Annotated in this window: 16 protein-coding genes and 4 pseudogenes; 8 read left to right on the forward strand and 12 right to left on the reverse strand. The window is 32.6% G+C overall.

Annotation, left to right across the window (positions count from 1 at the left end):
- Positions 1-106 precede the first annotated feature (106 nt).
- Complete coding sequence (locus BAQ49_RS10855) at positions 107-685, forward strand: sensor domain-containing protein (RefSeq protein ID WP_071745323.1); 579 nt, start codon at positions 107-109, stop codon at positions 683-685.
- A gap of 115 nt (positions 686-800) precedes the next feature.
- Positions 801-2,588, forward strand: a complete 1,788-nt coding sequence (locus tag BAQ49_RS10860) for a helix-turn-helix transcriptional regulator (protein WP_071745324.1) — start codon at positions 801-803, stop codon at positions 2,586-2,588.
- Between the two features lie 243 nt (positions 2,589-2,831).
- Here BAQ49_RS10860 and BAQ49_RS33495 read toward each other — a convergent pair.
- A pseudogene (locus BAQ49_RS33495) lies at positions 2,832-2,960 on the reverse strand (homoserine dehydrogenase); the annotation flags it as partial.
- Between the two features lie 489 nt (positions 2,961-3,449).
- Here BAQ49_RS33495 and BAQ49_RS10865 point away from each other — a divergent pair.
- Positions 3,450-4,103 (forward strand): DUF2306 domain-containing protein, encoded by a 654-nt coding sequence (locus tag BAQ49_RS10865; RefSeq protein ID WP_071745325.1) that lies wholly within the window; start codon positions 3,450-3,452, stop codon positions 4,101-4,103.
- Positions 4,104-4,727: 624 nt separating this feature from the next.
- Positions 4,728-5,108, forward strand: coding sequence for a phosphoglycolate phosphatase (locus BAQ49_RS10870; protein WP_071745326.1), 381 nt, complete (start codon positions 4,728-4,730; stop codon positions 5,106-5,108).
- Positions 5,109-5,328: 220 nt separating this feature from the next.
- On the opposite strand, the pseudogene BAQ49_RS10875 reads toward BAQ49_RS10870, so the two are convergent.
- A pseudogene (locus BAQ49_RS10875) lies at positions 5,329-5,598 on the reverse strand (nucleoside triphosphate pyrophosphohydrolase family protein); the annotation flags it as partial.
- A gap of 129 nt (positions 5,599-5,727) precedes the next feature.
- Here BAQ49_RS10875 and BAQ49_RS10880 point away from each other — a divergent pair.
- Genes BAQ49_RS10880 through BAQ49_RS10890 form a run of 3 tightly spaced genes read left to right on the forward strand, consistent with a single transcriptional unit; the run spans position 5,728 to position 9,450 of the window.
- A complete protein-coding gene (locus BAQ49_RS10880; protein ID WP_071745327.1) occupies positions 5,728-7,236 on the forward strand; it encodes a spore germination protein in 1,509 nt (502 codons plus the stop codon).
- On the forward strand, positions 7,223-8,326 hold the full coding sequence (locus BAQ49_RS10885) for a GerAB/ArcD/ProY family transporter (RefSeq protein ID WP_071745328.1): 1,104 nt from the start codon (positions 7,223-7,225) through the stop codon (positions 8,324-8,326). The genes BAQ49_RS10880 and BAQ49_RS10885 overlap by 14 nt, the downstream gene beginning before the upstream one ends.
- Positions 8,323-9,450 carry a Ger(x)C family spore germination protein gene (locus tag BAQ49_RS10890; RefSeq protein ID WP_071745329.1) on the forward strand — a complete coding sequence of 376 codons (1,128 nt, stop codon included), beginning with the start codon at positions 8,323-8,325 and terminating at the stop codon, positions 9,448-9,450. Before BAQ49_RS10885 ends, BAQ49_RS10890 begins: the two co-directional genes overlap by 4 nt.
- 212 nt (positions 9,451-9,662) lie before the next feature.
- Here BAQ49_RS10890 and BAQ49_RS10895 read toward each other — a convergent pair.
- A pseudogene (locus BAQ49_RS10895) lies at positions 9,663-10,556 on the reverse strand (HAD-IC family P-type ATPase); the annotation flags it as partial.
- Between the two features lie 1,340 nt (positions 10,557-11,896).
- Between BAQ49_RS10895 and BAQ49_RS10900 the strand changes: the two are divergent.
- Positions 11,897-12,223 (forward strand): annotated as a pseudogene (locus BAQ49_RS10900) (response regulator transcription factor); the annotation flags it as partial.
- Between the two features lie 68 nt (positions 12,224-12,291).
- Here the strand turns inward: BAQ49_RS10900 and BAQ49_RS10905 are convergent.
- The 9 genes from BAQ49_RS10905 to BAQ49_RS10945 all read right to left on the reverse strand — a co-directional run bounded on the left by BAQ49_RS10905 (position 12,292) and on the right by BAQ49_RS10945 (position 21,894).
- The gene (locus BAQ49_RS10905) at positions 12,292-12,624 is read right to left on the reverse strand and encodes a hypothetical protein (RefSeq protein ID WP_071745330.1); all 333 of its coding nucleotides are present in this window, start codon (positions 12,622-12,624) and stop codon (positions 12,292-12,294) included.
- A gap of 45 nt (positions 12,625-12,669) precedes the next feature.
- Positions 12,670-13,056 carry a hypothetical protein gene (locus tag BAQ49_RS10910; protein WP_071745331.1) on the reverse strand — a complete coding sequence of 129 codons (387 nt, stop codon included), beginning with the start codon at positions 13,054-13,056 and terminating at the stop codon, positions 12,670-12,672.
- A 17-nt stretch (positions 13,057-13,073) separates the two neighbouring features.
- On the reverse strand, positions 13,074-13,268 hold the full coding sequence (locus BAQ49_RS10915; RefSeq protein WP_071745332.1) for a helix-turn-helix transcriptional regulator: 195 nt from the start codon (positions 13,266-13,268) through the stop codon (positions 13,074-13,076).
- 515 nt (positions 13,269-13,783) lie between these two features.
- Positions 13,784-15,202, reverse strand: a complete 1,419-nt coding sequence (locus BAQ49_RS33280; protein ID WP_071745333.1) for a 6-phospho-beta-glucosidase — start codon at positions 15,200-15,202, stop codon at positions 13,784-13,786.
- A 12-nt stretch (positions 15,203-15,214) separates the two neighbouring features.
- Entirely contained in the window at positions 15,215-17,083 is a 1,869-nt protein-coding gene (locus BAQ49_RS33285; protein WP_071745334.1) for a beta-glucoside-specific PTS transporter subunit IIABC, read from the reverse strand.
- A gap of 275 nt (positions 17,084-17,358) precedes the next feature.
- Positions 17,359-18,210, reverse strand: a complete 852-nt coding sequence (licT, locus tag BAQ49_RS10930) for a BglG family transcription antiterminator LicT (protein ID WP_071745335.1) — start codon at positions 18,208-18,210, stop codon at positions 17,359-17,361.
- Positions 18,211-18,696: 486 nt separating this feature from the next.
- Positions 18,697-20,112, reverse strand: a complete 1,416-nt coding sequence (locus BAQ49_RS10935; RefSeq protein ID WP_071745347.1) for a phosphatidylinositol-specific phospholipase C — start codon at positions 20,110-20,112, stop codon at positions 18,697-18,699.
- A gap of 478 nt (positions 20,113-20,590) precedes the next feature.
- The gene (locus tag BAQ49_RS10940) at positions 20,591-21,160 is read right to left on the reverse strand and encodes a methyltransferase (protein ID WP_071745336.1); all 570 of its coding nucleotides are present in this window, start codon (positions 21,158-21,160) and stop codon (positions 20,591-20,593) included.
- Positions 21,161-21,663: 503 nt separating this feature from the next.
- Positions 21,664-21,894, reverse strand: a complete 231-nt coding sequence (locus tag BAQ49_RS10945; RefSeq protein ID WP_071745337.1) for a DUF2187 domain-containing protein — start codon at positions 21,892-21,894, stop codon at positions 21,664-21,666.
- Positions 21,895-22,696: the final 802 nt, after the last annotated feature.

The raw sequence follows: 22,696 nt of genomic DNA on the forward strand, positions 1-22,696 counted from the left end.
CCTTTTTAGCATCATTTAGAAATGTCATATGACACTTTTACACTAGTGAGAATGACAAAAAAAGCAGTACAATTCGGTTATTACATAGATAGGAGTGATGAACTTTATGAAATTAAGATTCATCCAGAATGGTTATTTTTTATTGCTAACTTTCGTTACAGGATTGTTCTATTTTTGTTTTTATCTAATAGCTCTGCTATTCAGCTTCACCCTTTCATTTACGGTAATTGGGATTCCACTAGTTATACGCGTACTACAGACTACTACACCTTTTATCCAATTCGAGCGCATACAGACGAAAATTTATACAGATATTTCAACAGACTCTTATGATAGAAGTATAACAATAGATACATCGAACTGGACTCAGGTGAAATTAGTGCTTACAGATCGCCGTACTTGGTCTGCTGTCTATTGGTTAATGCAGAAACTTACGATTGGCATTTTTAGTCTTATTAGTGCAACCATTTTTTATGTAATGCCACTTATGTTCCTGTTGGCACCACTACTGTATCGCTACATCGAAATGAATATTATTTTCATACAGATAGATACTTTTTCCAAGTCACTCTTTGTAATGTTTATGGGTATAGTATTTACCGCCATAAGTATTAGAATAGTAGATCGTTTGACAAAGAAAATTGGGGGCTATACACGTAGTATGATTCGGCAACTAAATCAATAGAAGTTTGCAGTCTGTGAGTAGTATCGCAGTTTTAAATTTAAAAGTATAATAAGACATGAAGGATTAAATTTTAATATAGGAAGTAAAATGGTAGGCTATTTAGGGGGTAAATGACTTGTTAGATATGGTTAAGTATTGGTTTTGGTATGATTGGATTATGTTAGGGATACGTCTACTTACTAGTGTGTCTATCATCCTAGCTACATTAAGTTTTCAGGATGGGTTAACATTGCCACTTTGGATCATTATTCTTTGGGAGGTTGTTGCCTTCTCAATTCCATGGGTAGCCTTACTGTTCAATTACAAATATTACTTGTTCACAGAAATACTGCTGTATGGTGGACAATGTATATATTTAACCTCATTATTTCCGGAAGCTTACAACATATTTCTTATATCGGTGTTTCTAATTGCTGTAAATAGTAAGCATTTGTCCTATTATTGGACAGCTCCAACAACAGTTTTTATAACAACTGGAATTTTCTATGCGGTTGCGCCAAGTAATAGCTATTGGGCTATGGTCACCTATTATGGATTCGCTTATGTAATGGGATTCGCTTTTCATTTATTAATCGCCAATCATAAGCAAAATGAAGCAATTCGTAAACAAAACGCAGTACTTGAGCAATATATGTCTCAGATTGAACGCATTACACTGGCAGAAGAACGGAACAGGCTGTCGAGCGAGCTTCATGATACAGTTGGTCACGCTTATACTTCTATTATTATGGGGATGGAAACGTTGCGTACCGAACTTGCTACTGAAATGGGTATACAGAGGCTAGATTCTCTGCTTGAAATGGGGCGTAAAAGCATCGAGAACGTGAGAGGTTATCTACACCAAATGGATTCTCCGTGTCAATCCCCTTCCTTGATTCAATCTCTACAAAATCTTGGAGCCGAATTTCAGGAGCACGCTCAGGTAAATGTAAGTTTTAGGACATTCGGAGAGGAATATCAATTGTCTCGGCAAGCGAAGATCGCATTCATTCGTTGCTTACAAGAGTCCCTTACGAATGCAGTACGTCATGGTCAAGGGACTGAAATTATAGTTTCATTGCAGTTTGAACAACAATATACGAGGTTAGAAGTTCAAGATAATGGAACAGGAAATGTAGAATGGCAGGAAGGCTTTGGTATGAATGCGATGAAAGAGCGGGCAATGAATTTGCAAGGTCAATTGTCTGTATATACAAAGCCAGAGGAAGGAATGCTTGTTACTTGTACCATACCACGACAAACTGAAATAAAAGATGGACTTATTCGTTTGTTAATTGTAGACGATCAGCCATTTGTTCGGGAAAGTTTGAGAACACTACTCGATAGATATGAAGATTTAAATGTAGTCGGTTTGGCTGAGGATGGCAATCAAGCCATCGATTTGTGTGGGCGCCTTCAACCCCATGTTATACTTATGGATTTAGATATGCAGCACATGGATGGAGTCGAAGCAACCAAAAAGATTAAGCAACAATGGCCACATATCCGCGTATTGGTTTTTACAACTTTTCAGGATACCGAACAGGCGTTGGAATCATTTCGCAATGGTGCGGATGGTTTTTTACTCAAATCTATTGAAACGTTGGAACTAGCTAATACGATTCGACTTATTCACAAAGGTGGGACACTAATTGATCAGGGAATGTCTCACAAAATATTTGAGAAGTTTGATGAGCAAAAAGAGACACCACAATCAAAAGCAACCGCTTATGAGCTAACAGCTAGGGAGATAGAAATATTGCAACTAGTAGCAAAAGGACTTCGATACACTACCATAGCATCAAGGTTATATTTATCGAATGGTACTGTCAGAAATTATGCTTCCACAGCTTATACAAAGCTAGGAGTCCGTAACAAAGAAGAAGCTGTTCAAAAGGCTCTAGAAATTGGAATTATTGAATAAGAAAAATGTTTTTTGTTTCTTTACAGCAAAGTAAACTGTAGTTACAATTTGCAATAAAGGATAAACTTACGAATTTAACGAATTCCCCGAAATAATTCTCCTTCCTCAAGCGTGTGAAGGGCGTAGCCCAACGATAGTAACATTATGTTTCTATAAAAACACCCTATAGAATAGACTTTTTTAATTGTCTATTCTATAGGGTACATTTTAGAATGAGTGTCTTTTTTATAAGCATTAATATCTTTATACAAACGAAGAAATAGTGACCATTATTCCTCTCAATGCGATTGTCCCTAGCATTCCTAGTAATACAACTCCAGTTAAACAAATCAGGTCTGCAAGACAAATTGAAGACTGAGACAAAGGAACAAACGGCACTATTATAAAATATAAGAACTGATTATCTAAAAACAACTTCTGATAACGATAATTATGGAAACGAGCTGTCCAGACTGGCTAGCTCTTTTTTGTTAATGATATGTATCCGCTTGGTCATAACCGCTGCCTAAACGTTATGTCTAAGTAGTATAGCAGTCGTATGACTATAATTGCAACCACATAGTACTGATAAAAATCATCTATCCCAGTGACAGGTTAAGGAGTGGTGAATTTTATATTCCACTTAGTAGAGATACACGAGTAGTTGGGATACGGTGATGCGAAATGCAGACACATTTATATTCTATATGGTTAATAAAAAGTAATAACCAAGAATAGTATTTGTAGATGCTCGTATAGATAAACCACTATCCTTTAGGAGGGTTCATCTTCTTAGATAAAGAAGGATTCTCCAATTCCGCTCTAGAATGAACAGTAATGTATAATATATCCCCCTAAAATATGGAAAGGAGGAAGTGGAATTTGAGCAGGATTATTTGGTATATATCTACTGTTTTTGCTGTTATAGTAGCTAGTTATGTTGTTTTCCAATATTTTATTTTGGATGGATCTCAATCAGGACTTATAAAAATGAAACTTATGTATGTAGCTAAATTAAGCAGTTTTTGGTACATTATATTATTTGTACATATTACAACAGGTATATTAGCGTTAGTAATTGGTCCGTTTACGCTGTCCACAAACTTTAGAGAAAAGAATGTCAACCGTCATCGATTACTCGGAAGAATCTATATGGTTGGTATATTATTAGGCGGCATATCAGGACTATACTTAGCCTTTTATGCTTCGGGTGGTTTACTAGCAAAGCTTGGTTTCGGTTTCGGATCCTTACTTTGGCTAATATCAGCATATCAAGCATTAAATAGAGTTCAAAACAAAAAAATTCAAGACCATCGCAATTGGATGATCAGAAATTATTCTTTAACCTTTGGGGCAGTTACATTAAGAATTTGGTTACCTTTGTTTATTGTGTTATTCGGCCCAGAGCAGTTTGAACAAAGTTACGCTGTTATTGCGTGGTTATCTTGGGTACCGAATTTAATTATTGCAGAAGTATTCATAAGACAAAGAACTAATAAAGGAATATACCTGAAAAGAGATGATTTATGGTATTAACGTATCGTTAAGAGTAGGGATATTTTAGTAATGTAATGGTTTTATAAATGAATTAACTTGTACAAATTATAAAGTAAGCTATTGAGGTGTTAGTTAATAATCTATCATTAAAATAATTCAAGAAAAATAGCACGTTGGTTTCTAGTGAGCATAAACCGCTATTTTAAAGGCGTTTTATAAAAGAATAAATTTTGAAAATATGTTAATACTATATATACACCAAGGTGCAAGGTGAATAGCCATCGAATTCTTCTTATGCATGCACAATTTTTGTGCATGCTTTTTCTTCAATAAAGTAAGGATTTTGTTTAATTTCCATTAACCTTTTTATCCCCTTCGAATATAGTAATATCATCCAAGTGAATACCCAGGTTGCTCTGGATCAGCTTCCTAGTGTTCCTGGTGCTCCTATTACGAAGAATCCGTTTATAACCAGCGGGTTCTTTAATTTTTTCTGCATTTAATAACTATTTTATTCAACTTTCCATTAAGCTAATTTTTCTAATAAACCTTACAAACTTGTAATACTAATGTCACCTAAAAGAATGTTTTCCTGGCTAATAATGGTTTAATATATAGATTGTTAACTTTATTAAACAAAACACCATTGGTAGGTGACAGTTTGTGGAAAGAAAATTATTACGTTATGGCATTGTATGTATAGCTTTTATTACTATCCCCATTTTATTTATACACTTTGTTTCATCTCAATTCGTTCCAAAAGAATACAGTGAAGAATGGCCGGAAGTAAGTAAAACTACTGAACTAATAACTATCGGTTACTTTAAAAAAGAAAAGGATCTTGATATTATAATTAAAAAAATTGAACCTTCAGAAGAATATAGAACACATGAAATCCACCTATACGGACATGTGGCAGATAATAAAAAGCAAAAAGTTTCTGCTGTTGTAAATTTTCGTGATAACTATTCAATTAGAGACACATCTGAAGTTAAAATCAAAGAGCCTTTAAATAAAGGTTGGATGCTCTTTCAGTTAAAATAACGCTTTTGTTTATTGAAAATCAATTAACTATAATTTGAAAAATCGAAAACATTTACTCAATGCTTTTTCTGAATACTCATGATATTATTTATGTGCTGATGTTCACCATCCCAAGAGCTCAGTAATTTCATCCACAGGCTCCACTCTCGCCCTTTTGAGAGTGGAGCTTTTATTTATGAGGATTATCCTCAATTCATTTTTATAAAATTCAAATTTTTCCCTACTTCACATCAACGCGTTTTTGACTAGCTTCTCGGCTGAATCCGTCTGGGTACCTTGTTGCTAATTTAGAGATATTCATTTGTGCAATATCTTCTAAGGTATATCCAATTTCGTGAGACATGATGGAAATGTAATACAAAAGGTCTCCTAACTCTAAAGCCAATCTATGGGTGTTTCCTTCCTCTTCTCCTGGGCAATGAGCCGGAGCAAATCCATGACCGTGAAATATACCTTTTTTTACAATATTTGCAGCCTCACCAGCTTCTCCCTTAAAATTTCGTTCTGGGGGTGCCACAAAATTTCAAGTTGATAGCGATATGTTGCTATCCCAATGAATAAAATTTGATTATATAAAAATAATAAAAACACAACTGTTATACGTAATGAGGTGTAAATCATGTCTTTAAATGAAAAGACCTTAGAAACCATGGAAAATACCATTGTTGAAACTATCCAGACAAATAATTTACAAGAACTTAAGAATACATTAGAACAGATCTTTGATATTTGTGCCGATTTAGTTGAACATCCATTACAATTAAAAACAAAAACGAATGTTCTACTGTATTATTTTGAAGGCCTGACAGATGGTTTTGCACTAAAAGGAAATGTCGTTACACCATTATTACAAGAAGTAAATGAAGACAGGCAAGTATTTAATTCTAATATTATTGCTACTTATACAAAAACAGTATATACATGGAATGAAATTAAAAAAGGGCTGCTCGAGGGACAATGTGTACTGTTTATGGAAGGAGAAAAAAAAGCCCTTCTCATAAATACAAAGGGATGGGCAGAAAGATCGATTCAGGAACCTATTTCAGAAGTTACCATTAAAGGTTCTCATGATGGGTTTATTGAGAATGCCACTAAAAACATAGGTCTCATTCGTAGATATATTCCTTCTACTGAGTTAAAAATCAAAAAAATGACAATCGGAGAACGGGCCACTACTTTTGTATATTTACTTTACTTAGGCGATGTAGCTAACGAAGATGTGGTACAGGAAGTGGAGACAAGAATCTGTAAAATTAAAACTGATACAGTATTGAGCATAGGAGAATTGTCCAACTTTACAAAAGATCAAAATTGGACTCCCTTTCCACAGGCTTATTTAAGTGAACGCCCAGATGCTATTTCTAATCATATCCTTGATGGTAAAGTAGCAGTGTTAATTGATAGATCTCCTGGTGCAATGATCGTTCCAATGAATTTAATTGGATTTTTTCAGACTCCCGATGATTATAATGTACATTGGCTGATTGCATCATCTTTTCGCTTATTACGATTTTTAGGATTTATTATAGCTATATTTTTACCCGCAATATATATTGCAATGGTTTCATTTCACTTTGAAATCATTCCTTTAGATCTATATACTTCTATTGCAACGTCAAGAGTTAAAGTCCCTTTCTCGCCTTTACTAGAAGCATTTATTATGGAAATCACATTAGAAATGCTTCGTGAAGCTGGTATTCGTCTACCACAACCAATTGGACAAACCATTGGAATTGTTGGAGGGATTGTAATTGGACAAGCAGCTGTTCAAGCGGGACTTGTGAGTAATGTTATGGTTATTATCGTATCTATTACTGCCATTGCATCATTTGTTGTTTCTAATTATGATTTATCAAGTTGTATTCGGCTTATTCGTTTTCCAATGATGTTATTTGCCTACTTTTTTGGAATTGTAGGTATAGTTAGTGGATTAATGCTCTTATTTGCTCATTTTGTTTCACTAACTTCCTATGGTTCACCATATGGATTGCCAATTGCACCATTTCGTCTCCAAGAGTTAAAAGATTCTTTTGTAAGATTTCCTATTTCTATGATCACCACCCGCTCGAGCACAGGACTGCCGAAACAAAGAAAGAAAAAAGAAGGTGGCTCGCATGGGGAAACTTAAATTCCAAAGCATAACTTTATTCGAATATATTGTTTTCATTCATTCACTGCAACTTGCATCAGGTATGTTAATTATGCCAAGCCCTCTTGCCACTACCGCTGGTACAGACGGCTGGATTTCTATCATTCTGGGATGGATAATTACTTCTATAATTGGCGTAATTATTATATTAATGTTACAAAAAAATCCTAACAAAAATTTCTCTCAGATCTTAAATACATACTTTGGTAAATGGATAGGGACAATTTTTCTTCTTTTATATGCCTTTTATCTATTTTTTGCTGGCTTTAATACTTTATTAAAGGCAACTGATATTGTAAAAGTATGGATATTCCCTTCCACTCCTGCTTATCAAATTGCCATATTATTACTATTACCTTTTATTATTTTATCACTGAGTGGGATAAGGGCTCTTACTAGTTACTCTATGCTGGTTTTCTTCTTCACTACTTGGATGCCAATCTTTCTCCTTTTCTCATTACAGAGTATTTACAATCCTTTACACCTACTACCTATTTTTAAAGATGGCTTATATCCTATTGTAAAGGCAACAAAAGAAACCATTACTCCTTATGCGGGCTTAGAAATTGCATATTTTATTTATCCGTTCTTACAAAAAAAACAAAAGGCCATAAAAGGAATACTAATAGCGAATACTGGAACCATGTTTCTCTATTTATATGTGACTATTCTTTCTTATATATACTTTAGTCCGGAGGGGATAAAAGACGTAATTTGGCCAGTATTTCATCTGTTAAAAGGAGTTCGTTTTTCTTTCATAGAACGATTAGAAATTTTATATATCGCTTACTATTTGATTGTATTTTCCACTACAATATATCCGTATTTATTTTTCAGTTTTGAATCTGTGACCATTTCATTTCAAAAAAAATCTCGTAATTGGGCGTTGGTTGGTTTTATGTTATTAATAGTCGGCTTGTTTGTTTTTCTAAATCCCGATGTGGATCAATATTTATTTATATATTCTCTTATGGATATCTTAAATATCATTTTCTTTATTGTATTACCAATCATCTTTTTCGCTTACAGCATTGTTTTTACTTGGTTTACTAGGAGGAAACAGCTTTGATTCGAAAATGGATATGGATTGTAATCTGTTGTGTATGTTTAATTGGTTGTAGTCATAGAATTCCTCTTGAAAAAGTTTCTTTAATCCTTTTAATCGGCTTAGATAGAACTTCTAATGGAAACATAAAAGTGGGCACAAGCATACCACTCTTTCATCATAAACAGCAAAGCAGTACTGTAGAGCATTGGGCTCAGGCGTCAACCATATATGATGGATTTAGCAAAATGGATACAAAATTAACAGGGTATGTGACATCATCCAAAGCTGAAGTTATTTTAATTGGGGATAAATTAGCACAAGAAGAAAATTGGATACAGGCGCTCGATTCCTCTTACCGTGATCCTTACGCTACCATCAATGCTAAAGTGGTGCTTGTTGATGGACCGGCAGAAGATGTGTTTAAAGTTAATAGGCCTGATAAGCCATCACTTCCATCTTATATAAAGGGTGTAATCGAATCGTCTATTCAAAATAATCAATCCGTCTCTTCCACGATTCAGCAATTAATGAGAGAAAAAAATGAACAGGGAATGACGCAAACTGTTCCCATTATCAAGAAAACAAATAATGAAATTGATACGGTAGGAATTGCATTTTTAAATCATCAAGGAAAGTACTTAACGAAGATTCCTAAAACCGATGTGAAGTTTTTCAACCTTATTAATAAGTCAAAAAATACAGGTCGGATGATACTACACCTTGTTCTTTCTCCAAAAAAATCTGATAAAAAGCCAAATACGTCTGTTCTCGTACAAAATACAAAGAGAAAAATTAGTGTTGATTTCCAAAAAGGTAAATTTATTTTTAATATAGATGTAAGTATGAATGTATCCTTAATTGAAAAAACCAACGGAAACTTAACTAAAACTCGTTTACATGGTAATAAAAATATAGGTAGGTTGGAACATGAAATCCAGGAAGAGTTCAATAAAAAATTACAAGGCATGTTACAGGATATGCAGAGAAATAAAATTGATCCAATTGGTTTATCATTACACGCTAGAGCTTTTGAATATAAAGAATGGAAAAAGGTAAAAGAAGATTGGTTGCGCGCTTTTTCAAAAGCTAAAATACGTGTGAATACACACGTTAAAATAAAAGATACAGGAACAGTTAGAAATTAAACTATCTAGATTATTTTTAGCCAAGAAAACTTCCCCCTCAATTTGTGTGAAGGTGCAAAGTTTCTCAAGAGATAAACAGAGGCATGAATATATGAGGAAATATTATGAGGCTACTAGTAATTCCTGTAATTCATGATATACCGAAAAGGCGAAGTCTCCAAAGAGACTCCGCCTTTTCAACGTCCAATGAACTACAACAAAATGTTTTAGTTTTAAAGCCATCGATTAAACTTCCTGATGTATAGTCTCTTTATAATTTCAGTAACTAGAGCATATATTGTTAAAATTCCAAATAACCACGGGAAATAATACAACGGAAGTGGAGTTAAGCCAATTTGGGTACTTAACCTGGTAAATGGAAGGGAAATTCCTATAATCATAACTAAACCTGTAAGTATTAAAACAGGTCTAGCAGCCGTACTTTGTAGGAAAGGAATATGTTGAGTTCGAATCATATGCACAATCAATAATTGTGTTAATAATCCTACTACGAACCAACCCGTTTGAAATAAGGATTGCATTTCAGGGATATTTGCACCAAATATATTCCACATTACACTAAAAATGGTTATATCAAAAATACTACTTACCGGCGCAATAAAAATGATAAAGCGAAATAAATCTTTCTTATCCCAACTTCTTGGTTTTACTAAAAATTCATTGTCTACTTTTTCCCATAGAATTGAAAGTTGGGATAGATTATATAACAAGTTCTGACATAATATCTGAATTGGTAGCATTGGAAGAAAAGGAATAAAGGCACTAGCAATTAATAAACTTAATACATTTCCAAAATTTGAACTTGCTGTCACCTTAATATACTTTAATATATTCCCAAACGTTGTACGACCTTCCACAATAGCATCTTCTAATACATATAAGTTCTTTTCTATAGGTTTAATATCTGAACACTCTTTAACAATATCATCTGCTGTATGGATAGATATACCAACGTCAGACTGCTTTAAAGCAAACACATCGTTAATTCCATCTCCCATAAACCCAACTGTATGCGCATTCATTTGTAGTGCCTTAATAATACGGAATTTTTGACTAGGATTTAATTTTGCAAACACATTCGTATTACTCGCTAAATCATGAATTGCATGAAATGCCCAGTGTTCTTGTGGGACATCCTTAAATGTAGTTCTATTTACTCCTGCATCGATTTGCAAATCATTTTTTATTACATCCCAAAGTGGATTATTTTGACGTTTTGGTTGCCCCTCTTCATCCCATTTTATTCTTTCTGTTCCTAATTCATAATTCTAATGGTGTGGGGTGTATATTTCTCCGTAAAAGTAACTTATTTTCATCTTTTTCAAACAATTTATTATATTATTTTCATCTAATTAGGCACAGAAACAATTTTAAAATTCTTACTACTTTTTAGGAAAAACGTTTTTAGGGTACATTTTAAAATAGCTCTTTTTCTTTAAAATGTTTCTGTGCTTACTATTTAAAATATCTTATGTCAAAATTCCCCGCAACTAATATGTTAAATGTTTTATAATTATATATAATATGGGATATTATAGTTAAATATTCCATATTATAATCTATTAAATATAGCGTATTTAACTTATTATGAATTGATTTGTTAGTCTAAGTATGAATTATTAAGTATGTTTTGTTTATAATTGTCACAATATAATTTTATATTCGACCTTTTAATTACTTATAGAACATTTACATATGTTATAACTGTTATTTATGAGATAAAGAATCTCTCTACATATAAGATTTACTTAATTTAGATTTTTTCTCTCTCAATCATTTTGTCGAAAAAAGTCGGATTTTTAGATTTTTTCTTTATTTTTTATTGTAAACGTTTTATTTTCGTGTTACCATCTTAATCAAACAATAGATAGTAACAAACTTAAAATATTTCTTTCCATTAGACACATATAAACGTTCGGTAACAACATGAAAATATGGCCAAAGAAAAATGTACTACATGTTAAAATATTCAATGGGATTTTTACCACCTAATTTTTCTGTTAATTCAGAATTTACACCTTTAACATTTTGTCCCTAAACAAAATTTATATTTTAGCGTGGAAAACCCAAAAAACTAAATCACCCACCCAAATTAATAAATGAAATATCTGGTTATATCTAGTAATAAGTCATGAGAAAATGATTTCTTCCCTAAGAAAACTGAGCCAATTAATAAAAAGCATCTAAATTACTATCTATTGTTGATCACATATTTACCAACTATAAAAAAGAACCTACTGAAGGTTCTTTTTTATTTCACCGTTTAACTCACATCTGATAGAGATAAGGAACTAATTTCTGGATTTATGTTAACTCGGTTTATATAGGTTTCTTTTATTTACATTTGCTCACTTATATAGATACGGTGCTGATTTTACTTTTTGTTTTTTTATTTTTATACAACTATGTTCCGAATGATGGATCATCCACAATTTTATATCTAATAATGAAAGGATTTGATCTTGGAATCGATGATTATATTACAAAACCATTCTCTTTTCATGTTTTGATTAGACGAGTCGAAGCAGTACTAAGAAGAAGCAATGCTAAAAGCTTAGACAATCATTTCGTCTTTAAAGAATTGCGTGTCGATGTCGACGCCTATAAAGTATATGTAAATGAAGTTGAAATCTCCTTAACAACGAAAGAATTCGAAATTCTGCAACTACTACTTCAAAATGAGAAAGGAGTACTCCCAAGAGAAAGCATCGTAAAAAAAATTTTGGGATACGATTATATTGGAGAATCACGAATAATTGATACATATATGAAAAGACCAATTTTTCGTTTTGGGGTCACTTCAACACGTTAACTTGTTGGCATGTGGCGGAACCCCTTCAATCAAATTTGTGTACGTTTTATATAACTACCGAAAATTCCTAACGCATATCCTAATAAACCGACAACTAAGATATCTCCACCATTCGTAAAAAAAGAATTAGATAAAAAGATGGATGCCTTTTCATTAACAAATAATTGCTTTATATATGGTGTGATTGCCAATAGACGTACCAAGGCATAAAAAAGGATAATTTGCCAACTTGTAATGGAAGCGTCCTTGAATATTATTTTTTGACGTTCATCGCCCTTTGATAATCCTCCACCTTCCCCTGCTAAGTTACGTGTAAACAAGCTAAATATTCCAACCAAAATAATGACTAAAATAATTTCCATTCTAATCTTTCCTTTACATTTAAATTTATTGTTTATGAATCCAAATTAAGAATTACGCCTTGCAACAGACATATGGCTAATTTGGTAAACGATAGGATATAAAAAAACTAGAAAAATTAATGGTTTGTTATGCATATTGTTAAAATTCCATGTACCTTCTGATATAAATAAAATACCTACAGTTAATACATACATTACAAAACAACATATTGATAAGCTTTTCTGTCTGATATGTAAAAACATTTCATCGATAAAATGCACGTTCTCTTTTTTACCTTTTAAAATTTTCTTCATGAATAATGATTGCAAAATGATTGTAGCTACAAATAACGTAGTGATAGATAGCTGTTGCTTCTCATACCACTCAAACGCAAGTAAACCCATAATCACAATGTATAAACTAGTAAATAAGATATTAATTCCATTCTTCATTTGTTCCTTCTCCTCATCTAGCTTTTATAAATAAACAATTGATCAACTGTTACACCCAGATTTTTCGCCAAACTAAAAGCAAGTTCCAATGTAGGATCATATTTATTATTTTCTATCGCATTAATCGTTTGTCTTGAAACATGACATAATTTAGCTAAATCATCTTGGGAAAACTTTTTCTCTTTACGTAAAATCCGAATTCCATTCTCCATTTAAATAAACATCACCCCTAATGTTGTCAAAAACCTTTTACACAATTAGTTTATCTACTTAAGTAATAAATGTCAAAAACTTTTTACATAATTCTACAAATAATAAAGATGACCCTGACACTCAGGATCATCTTTTTTTGTAGAACAATTAATTCGATTTTACAATTGTTAAAGGATGATTTTGACATCGCACGTCTTATCTAGTTGCAAACAATACACTGAAAGGTCCTCATAGATTTCGCGATGTACAAAATACAATATGAAAAGATGTATTTCGGGAGGAATAAACAAAGACGAAGTCTTCAATCAGACCTCGTCTTTTCGTCGTATAAAATTCAATTGTAATTTCCTCACCGTTTTATGTGTTAAGAAACTTTACAACAGAACCGTTTCTAGTTTATCAGAAATCTTTTGGCTGCACCAAACCGAAAGATTTCTCCCACCTATCGTTGGGCTATCCCCCTGTACACGCTTAAGAAAAAGAATTTTTTCGGATAATGTGTTGAAATTTAATTTCAAAATGAATCCAAATTATCACCATTAGAGGCAATAACATTTTTATACCATGCAAAGCTTTTTTTTCTATAACGTTTTAGGGTCCCATTTCCATCATTATCCTTATCTACATAGATGAATCCATAACGCTTTTTCATTTCTGCTGTTGATGCACTTACTAAATCAATTGGTCCCCATGTAGTATAACCTAATAAATCGACTCCATCAGCGATGGCCTCTTTCATTTCTGTAATATGAGATTTCAAATAATTAATTCGATAATCATCATGTACTGTACCCTCTGTATTTAGTAAATCTACTGCTCCAAAACCATTTTCAACAATGAATAGAGGTATTTGGTATCGATCATATAACAAATTCAAGGCTATGCGTAAACCTTTTGGATCAATTTCCCATCCCCAATCTGAGACCTTTAGGTATGGGTTTTTAACACCACCAACCTGTAAGTTACCGGCAGAAGTTTCATGTTTATCAGGAGAAGCAGATGCCGTACCGCTATTATAGTAGCTAAAACCTAGGTAATCTACTTTATGGGATGAGAGAATTTCCTCATCACCAGGTTCCATTGTGATTTGTATTTGATTTTCAGCGAAATATTTTTCAGTATATGACGGATAATACCCTCGAACTTGAACATCAGTAAAGAATACTGTTTCACGATCTAACATCATGGCTTTCCATACATCTTCAGGATTACAAGTATGCGGATAAGTTGGCGCATAGGCAAGCATGCAACCTATCTTACTATTCTTTATCGTTTCATGACCTGCTTTTACAGCTAAAGCGCTTGCGATAAATTGATGATGAGCCGATTGATACTGTATATTTTGCTTATGATCCCCTTCTTTAAACTCGAGTCCCCCACCAGTAAAAGGAGCATGAATTACAAAATTAATTTCATTAAACGTCAGCCAATATTTCACGTGTTTATAGCGTTCAAATAAAGTAGTAGCAAAATTTAAATAAAAATCAATAAGTTTACGATTTCGCCATCCACCATATTTTCTCACTAAATTGAGAGGCATTTCATAATGAGATATTGTTACGATAGGCTCAATGTGGTATTTTTTCAATTCGGCAAATACTTGATCATAGAAAGCTAATCCTTCTATACTTGGTTGAGACTCATCACCATTTGGAAAAATTCGAGTCCATGCTATACTCATACGGAAGCATTTAAATCCCATTTCTGCAAAGAGAGCAATATCTTGTTTATAGTTATGATAATAGTCAATTGCAGTATGATAAGGGCAATCTCCATTTAGTAAGAAATTTGGTGGGCTAAAGACACCATTTGGTAGTACATCTGCTGTAGAAAGACCCTTTCCACCTTCTTTATAAGCCCCTTCAATTTGATTTGCTGCTGTTGCTCCACCCCATAAAAAATTTTCAGGAAACGGTTTAGTGAATGGTTTCATATTTAATACCCCCTATTTAACTATTGTTAATAAATTAGCATTAGTTGAGACGGATTGATTCGTCGTTTGAATAATATCTAGAAATTGATTGCTATTTGTCACAATAATAGGTGTCGTTGTTTCATATCCAGCTTCTTTAATTTTATCGATTTCAAATTGAATTAAAGATTGCCCCATCGACACTGAATCTCCTGTTTCTACAAGCTTAGTGTAATACTTTCCATCTAATTGAACTGTATCAATTCCTACATGAATTAAAATCTCGATTCCATCATCTGAGGTAATTCCCACTGCATGTCCAGTTGGAAACATAGTAGTCACAGTCCCGTTTACTGGGGAAATCACCTCACCCTTATTAGGATCAATGGCTATACCTTTACCCATTGCTTCGGATGAAAATACTTGATCGTTTACTTGTGATAATGGGATGACTTGTCCAGATAATGGACTGTTAATTATTTGTTTGTTTAATACTTTTTTCGTGTTATTGGGATTACTCAGCTGCTTAGGTTCCCCTTCCATCTTTCCCTTCTGTTTTGAAGGTTTATCTTCATATCCAAAGAAATAAGTAAGCAGTGTAGCTCCACCAACTGTAAGTAAGATCATTAAAAAGTAAGGTAACCATGGAGTGGTAGAACCACCTAGTGTAAAAATACTATGCAGCATAAACGCTGTCGCTTCGGCTTTAAATGACCCAATAAATGCGCCTCCGATAGCACCAACAATAATGACGTAAGCTAGGGTACGTTTATGAGTTAAAATTAAGCCATAAATAATTGGTTCTGTTACACCAGAAAGTAAACCAGTAATTGTAGTAGATCCTGCTAGAGATTTTAGTTTTTTGTCTTTCGTTTTCAGGAAAATCCCTAAAGCGATTCCCATTTGTGCAAATGTACTTGCTGCCCACATTGGATCTATTGGATCTCCACCATTCGTTAAGTTTTCGATACTCATTGGAATGAGTGCCCAATGAAGTCCAAAGACAACTAAAATAATCATTGTACCTCCAATCACTGCACCAGTCAGTAATCCACTGTGTTCGCTTAAAAAGTTAATACTAGAGGTAATCATTTTTCCTACATAAATTCCGAATGGCCCAAACGCTAGTACTGTTAATGGAACTATAATAATCAATGAAATCATTGGAGAAAGAAATAATTGTAAATCTTTATGGATAACTTTTTTTAGGAACTTCTCCAATTGTGCATAAATAAGTACAGCAATAAAGGATGGAACGATACTTGAAGAATAATCCATTAATAGGACAGGAATTCCCAAGAATGAAGTTGTATCTCCACTGCTCATTAGACTAGTAAAATTCGGTTCTAATAATGAAGCTCCAATAATTCCACCCATATATCCATTAGCACCAAGTTTAATAGCAAGAGTAATACCAATCATAACAGGTAAAAAGTATAAAATAGCATTTCCTGCTGCTGCTAGGATTCCATACGTACCACTTTTTTCAGAAAGAACACCAAACATAACTAATACTGCTAATATCGCCTTTAACATCCCAGCTCCAGCAAGTGGTGCTAAGAGTGGTGTAAACGTACCAGAGATTAATTCGAAAATCATTGCTGTGAGCTTTACCTTTTCTTTTGGTTGATTATTTGATTGAACAGATCCACTATTAAAGTTTCCTACTTGAACTAAATCATTGTACACATCTGCAACATTTGAACCAATTACAATTTGAATTTGTCCTGTACTCTCAACAACACTCAGTACCCCTTCTAAATGTTCTAACTTTTCTTTGTCTAAAAGCGTTTTATTATTTAGTTGGAAGCGAAGACGCGTAGCGCAATGGACAACGCTTTTGACATTCTCCTTTCCTCCGATTCCTTGTATTATCTTTTTTGATAATTTTTCATATTTCATTCTACACACTCCTTTATTATTAAAAATTATTATATATATCAAGATATCCTGAATTTCCTTAGAGATTTGTACTCAAAATCTTAATCCCTTGGACACAAAAAAAGGAAATTGGAGAAACAAAAGGTTTCTTCTAAGAGAATTTCTTAATTTTTGATTAGATAAGGATCAATGCTATAAAATGTAGCATCAGAAATATAAAAAACCTGAGTTGAAACTATGTATATACATAAGCTTCAACTCAGGTTTTGCCTGCCAAACAGTCACAATCCTGTAAATTAATCATTTTGATTTAATTTTCTTTGAGTAACACGATTTATATGAATAACAAAATAAGTAATCTCATTTTTTGTAAGTTTTTGATTGTAGTTAGATTTTAAAAGTGCCATTATCTTCTTTGCACAACCGTAAGCTTCCGGATAACTTTCCTTAACTTGTTGATATAATAAGCTATCTTCTTCTACTATTTGTTCATTACGAGAGAGACGATAAGCAAAATACCTTAAATGTGTAACAAAACGATTATAGTTCAGAGATTTTTCATCTAATTTGATTCCAAAATGGTAGTTTACAATTTTTAAAATTTCTCCTACTATTTTTGTTACCATAATAGTTTCTTCCATTACTATATTATCTTGTTGTGCATTAATTACATGTAAGGCAATGGAACCAGCTTCTTCTTCTGGTAGTTCAAATCCAGTATGTTCTTTAATTATTGTAAGAGCTGTTAAACTAACATTATACTCTTCTGGATAAAACTTTTTTATTTCCCAAAATAAAGGATTCCTAATAATTTGACCTTGTTGAATTCGATTAATTGCGAAGTTAATATGATCAGTTAAGGTAAGATAAATATTATCACTAATTGAGTTAGAAATTTGCTTCTTTATATATTCCACAATTTGGGTAGTAAGTTCGAAGTGTTCCGTAGGAATCTCATTAATTAATTGTAATAATTTATTCGATACTTGACTTTCCTTCTCTAGCACAAATACTTTATCCACTATGGATTCATCAATATATTCACCTACTTTTTTTTGAAAAGCAATTCCTTTACCCATGACAATCATTTCTGTTCCAGTTCGGTTTACCAAAGCAACATTATTATTAAAAACTTTTTTTATGAGCATATATCATCACCTTATTAGGTTTTTAGATATTGATTGCTCAGCAGCAGCTACATACTTTAGAGTATAAAAAAACCTAAATTAATTAGAATCCAGTATTTCAAAATCTGGTTTCACCATAATTTAGGTTTTGCCTGCCGAACAGTCACAATCCATTTGAAGTTTTATACCCTGATTATAGCCAACCATGTTAGCGTTTTCAATAAGTTTTTATAATTACATATTATTTCCTGTTTTTTCAACTGGTTTGACAGTACATGTTGACCATAAGGTTCGTAGCATAAATTGAATATGAATCATAGCTAGCAATACTCTACTATGCATAGATTTGAACTACTCACCACTTCAAATAGTCCGTGAGGGTATTAAGTATTGACGCTCTTTTTTGTTATCATAAGAAAACGAACAGTTCTATTAGCATAGTCTGTTCGTTTAAAAAAGAGATAGGAATAGGGCCATACCCTTATGAAGAAACTTTACACTAAAACCTTAATTTGTAATAGCGTATATTTTCACTGTAAATTTGTTAGTTGCGCCACTTGGGTTTGCAATATAGTATTTAGAATTTGTATATGCTTCAGTCCTAGATCCATTCGAAATGTTTCCCCAACGAACAGAATCCGTCCCCAGAGAAACATCAATCATAACATTGAAGGAAATAGTAGAAGCATTATCTTTTTCTGTAGGCTCGATAACCCATTTTAATCCCTTTGTTCCTGTGGGTAAATTATTAATGCTAAAGTTTTGACTTGATCGATTTTTTTGTCCAGATAATGGATTCGATTCAGAAGAAATTTGGGAAATTAATATTTCTTTTTCACTTGAGTCTATCCCATTTAATCTGATAATACTATCTATTAAACCTGGTCCAGGAAAATCAGCAGCAATAATACCAGAATGCTTAATACCACTTTGTTCTATGAAATCAGTTCCAAGTGTATTCATTCCCCCATAAAATACTTGTCCATTTATGTCTCGAGGGAAATCTCTCCATTCATTTGTTACATTTTTTTGAATCAGTTTTGGATTACTATTAGTATTTCTGCTCTCTTTTCCGCTTGCAACAAACCAAGGGTAACAATTATTCAATAATGCTGCTGCACCACCCGTGCCACTAAAATGGTTGAGATAAATCTTACCATTGTTAAAGTTATTATTTGCATTTAGAAGATGGGTTTTCACCGCATTCCATTTTTCATACATTCCGTCTGGTCCAGTGCCAACTTCAAACTTATCTTGGGTATTCAAAGATTCATAATTAATACCATATTCTTGAGATGCCGAGAAATTTTGTAATATTACAATTTTCCCTCGAACATCTCCTAGCTTAGGATTATTTTTTTCTGAGGATGGTACAGAATTCGGATCCCAAAAATAGGAAGCATTACGGTCTTTATAATTTTTAAATATTTCCTCGAATGATAGCGAGCCACTTTCAGGATCAGTATCTTCCTTTAAACGCATTAAAATAGTTTCTTTAGGATTATCTCTTAGAAATTGAATTGTCTCTTTTAATACATCTTCAAACATTGCTTTTTGATTTACAATTCCATGGTGCATCGCAAAAGAATCTTTTACACGTTTAACACGCATGTCTACATAACGAATTCCTGCATTGAATTGTTGAGATAGGGTCATTGTTTGATTTCTTGTCAAATTTTCATCAATAAAACTTGCCCCATGTAAAGCCATTGAACCATGAGTCCCCGGGATAGATACTTCGCTTATTCTTTTTGTATCTTCTAGTTTTGACATCCATGTTGGATTTTGATAGCCTATATTGGATTCATAGGAATAACCTGGATGACTATCAGCAAATACTGTAGAAGTCGTACATAAACTTGCAAGTGTAAAACAAGTAAGGATTCCACTTTTTAAGATGTTTTTCATTTTTATTTTCTTCATTATATCTCTCCTAACTTTTAAAAGATTAGTCTCATAAAATAAGGTACGTTTTTTTACAATATACATTGCTTCTTTTCCCAGAATAATGAAATTTTCTGCTTGAAAATATTTTTGATAGCGGTCAGTTACTTGAAATTTTGAAGGGCCATAGTGGTTCATCCAACAACCATCAGATTCATACATATACAAATTTCATAGAGCTGAACCCTAGACATGTAAAGACACCATTCTTCATCATACTTCACGGATTTTAAAAAGAATCGAAGCCACTCATTTTTTAAACAAACAAAACAGAAGTCTTAAACAAGACTCCTATTTTGTGATATATAATGATAGACAAGATGGTTAACAAATTAAGAAAATACAACAGATGTGTTAATACTTGGTTTATATTTATATAAAAGTTTTTTATAACAAGGATGCTTACGAAAAATGGGCTTCTGCAAAACTAAACAATAACTTATTTCCCCTTCAATTTCTACTCATTAAAAGTTAAACTAACTACAGTGGCAATTGATTGTGCTGCTTGTTCCCAGCTTCCATCTATAACTTTTCCAAGCTGTTGACCAAGTGAGTTTAAATCGTTTGGATTAACTGGGATTCCATTATACGCAGCAAGAATTGATAAAAGCGGAGCCACAAATGGTGTAAAACCACCCCTATCAATATTAAATACAGGCTTATCTATCACCTTTCCATCTTGAACTGTAAACTCATAATAAAATTGATCATCTGGACGAAAACTTAAATGATGAGAAATTTGTCCCTTAACATATTTTTTACCGCCAGCTAAATTTACAACTTCAATTGGTTTTACATTAAATTCATGATCGAATACTTTGATTTTTTTGACTTCTGGACCATTTAAAGCAGCATTAACAGCTGTTTCCAAATTACTCTGTGCAAACGGTTGAATACTAATTTGTGACTCTTTTTGTTGGATAGGAGCTTCTTTTTCTGCAGCAAACACCGATGTAGTAGGTAATGCACCTGTAGCTAACGTAGCTGCAAGAGCTGTTGTCATGATCATCTTACTCTTCATTTTCATAGTTTTCTTCCCCCTTTAAGTTATGATATATAACCTTTTAAATACTGACACCGTACATTGTTTTTATCGTAATATACACCAAAGACTAGTATAAGAACACCCGATAAGTAATGTCAGAAAATTAAAATGAATTATATATGTATTTACAATAATACCTATGTGCACATTTTTTCGCAATTTTCAGATAAACAATTAGATAATAGCCTTTTATAAGATAATTTATCATCTTAAATCTTTATATATACTCTTTAAACATAGTAAAATTATGTTGCCAATACTATAATTGAAGCGAAAAATCATATTAAAGTTAATAAATTAACACAAATTTTCATATTTATTTTTAGGTTCTGTTACAAACTTTCTTAACAGATAAAAGATGAGAGGGTTTACAAGGTGAGTATCTTAAATTCATAAGTTATTATCTAACTGCTGGTGTTCACCATCCAATGAAACCAGTAACTACATCAAAAAAAGTGCTCCTAGATTTATCTAGGAGCACTTTTTTAGGAAATACTCTTCTCTCCATGCTTACTAATCCTTTCATAACAGCCATGTTTGACAACTTGACGAATTTCTATTAATTCATTTTCTTGAATTTGGAGTATTTCTGAAACATCTACAACAATTGTATTTGTTAGAACGTTTACCACATATCCAATTAATTTTAAGGAAGGATTGTCACGATAAGGAAATTGGACATAATCCCCTGTTTTTACTGTAATTATTTTTTCCATATAAAAACCTCCCAAGTGTATTTTATATTTATAGTTCATTAGATCTGTTCCATATTCCTTCTCAATATATCCAGGTTACAATAAATGTATTAGTCTAAAGACTATCCACATCCTCAATCGTATTCAAAGGAGAAAAAGACGTGTTAAATAGGATTGCATTACAAGAACAAGTAGAGAAAAGAAAGCAAAGGTTCCTAATATTAGTAGAACAATACAGCTATACCCACTCTATTTTCCTAGCCCCTAGCTACGAATTGGTTAAATGAGTTTATAAACTCATTTGTTCCCATAATACCTAATAGATATATGCTTCATATGGTTCTCACATCTATCAAGCATACTCAACAATTACTTTTCTCTAGTAAAGTAATAGGAACATCTATGTCCCCATTGACTTCAAACTGAGTTCTCCTCCTTTTCAAATACTATTTCAATAATTGGGATTACAGTAATTTCATATAATTTTTTCATCTACTTTTTGTAGCAATGCTCCTATAAGAAATGCTACTTTACTTCTTCATATTATTTTATAAAAAGTATTTTTCAGGCCAATTATTTTCATAAATTGAACCCCAATGATTTCACTATTTTGGATAAGTTTCTTCTATAGAGAAATTAAATTTGATATGAAAGATTGGAATACCTTCGCTTTATATTTATTTTTTCATTATAATATTCAAAGGAAGTAGGAAAAATGGAACATAATAATTTATCAGACGGAGAGAGAATAATATATGTACCCAAAATTCATTGACAAAATAGCGCTTTCGAAAGCTCATAAAGATTTATTAATTAAACTGTA

The organism is Bacillus proteolyticus (genome assembly GCF_001884065.1).
Lineage (GTDB): Bacteria > Bacillota > Bacilli > Bacillales > Bacillaceae_G > Bacillus_A > Bacillus_A proteolyticus.

What these genes read in the sequence shown, in the direction of transcription:
- BAQ49_RS10855 (WP_071745323.1), top strand. Translation starts at nt 107, where the DNA reads ATGAAATTAAGATTCATCCAGAATGGTTATTTTTTATTGCTAACTTTC.
- BAQ49_RS10880 (WP_071745327.1), top strand. Translation starts at nt 5,728, where the DNA reads ATGTCTTTAAATGAAAAGACCTTAGAAACCATGGAAAATACCATTGTT.
- BAQ49_RS10885 (WP_071745328.1), top strand. Translation starts at nt 7,223, where the DNA reads ATGGGGAAACTTAAATTCCAAAGCATAACTTTATTCGAATATATTGTT.
- BAQ49_RS10905 (WP_071745330.1), bottom strand. Translation starts at nt 12,624, where the DNA reads ATGGAAATTATTTTAGTCATTATTTTGGTTGGAATATTTAGCTTGTTT.
- BAQ49_RS10910 (WP_071745331.1), bottom strand. Translation starts at nt 13,056, where the DNA reads ATGAAGAATGGAATTAATATCTTATTTACTAGTTTATACATTGTGATT.
- BAQ49_RS10915 (WP_071745332.1), bottom strand. Translation starts at nt 13,268, where the DNA reads ATGGAGAATGGAATTCGGATTTTACGTAAAGAGAAAAAGTTTTCCCAA.
- BAQ49_RS33280 (WP_071745333.1), bottom strand. Translation starts at nt 15,202, where the DNA reads ATGAAACCATTCACTAAACCGTTTCCTGAAAATTTTTTATGGGGTGGA.
- BAQ49_RS33285 (WP_071745334.1), bottom strand. Translation starts at nt 17,083, where the DNA reads ATGAAATATGAAAAATTATCAAAAAAGATAATACAAGGAATCGGAGGA.
- licT (WP_071745335.1), bottom strand. Translation starts at nt 18,210, where the DNA reads ATGCTCATAAAAAAAGTTTTTAATAATAATGTTGCTTTGGTAAACCGA.
- BAQ49_RS10935 (WP_071745347.1), bottom strand. Translation starts at nt 20,112, where the DNA reads ATGAAGAAAATAAAAATGAAAAACATCTTAAAAAGTGGAATCCTTACT.
- BAQ49_RS10940 (WP_071745336.1), bottom strand. Translation starts at nt 21,160, where the DNA reads ATGAAAATGAAGAGTAAGATGATCATGACAACAGCTCTTGCAGCTACG.
- BAQ49_RS10945 (WP_071745337.1), bottom strand. Translation starts at nt 21,894, where the DNA reads ATGGAAAAAATAATTACAGTAAAAACAGGGGATTATGTCCAATTTCCT.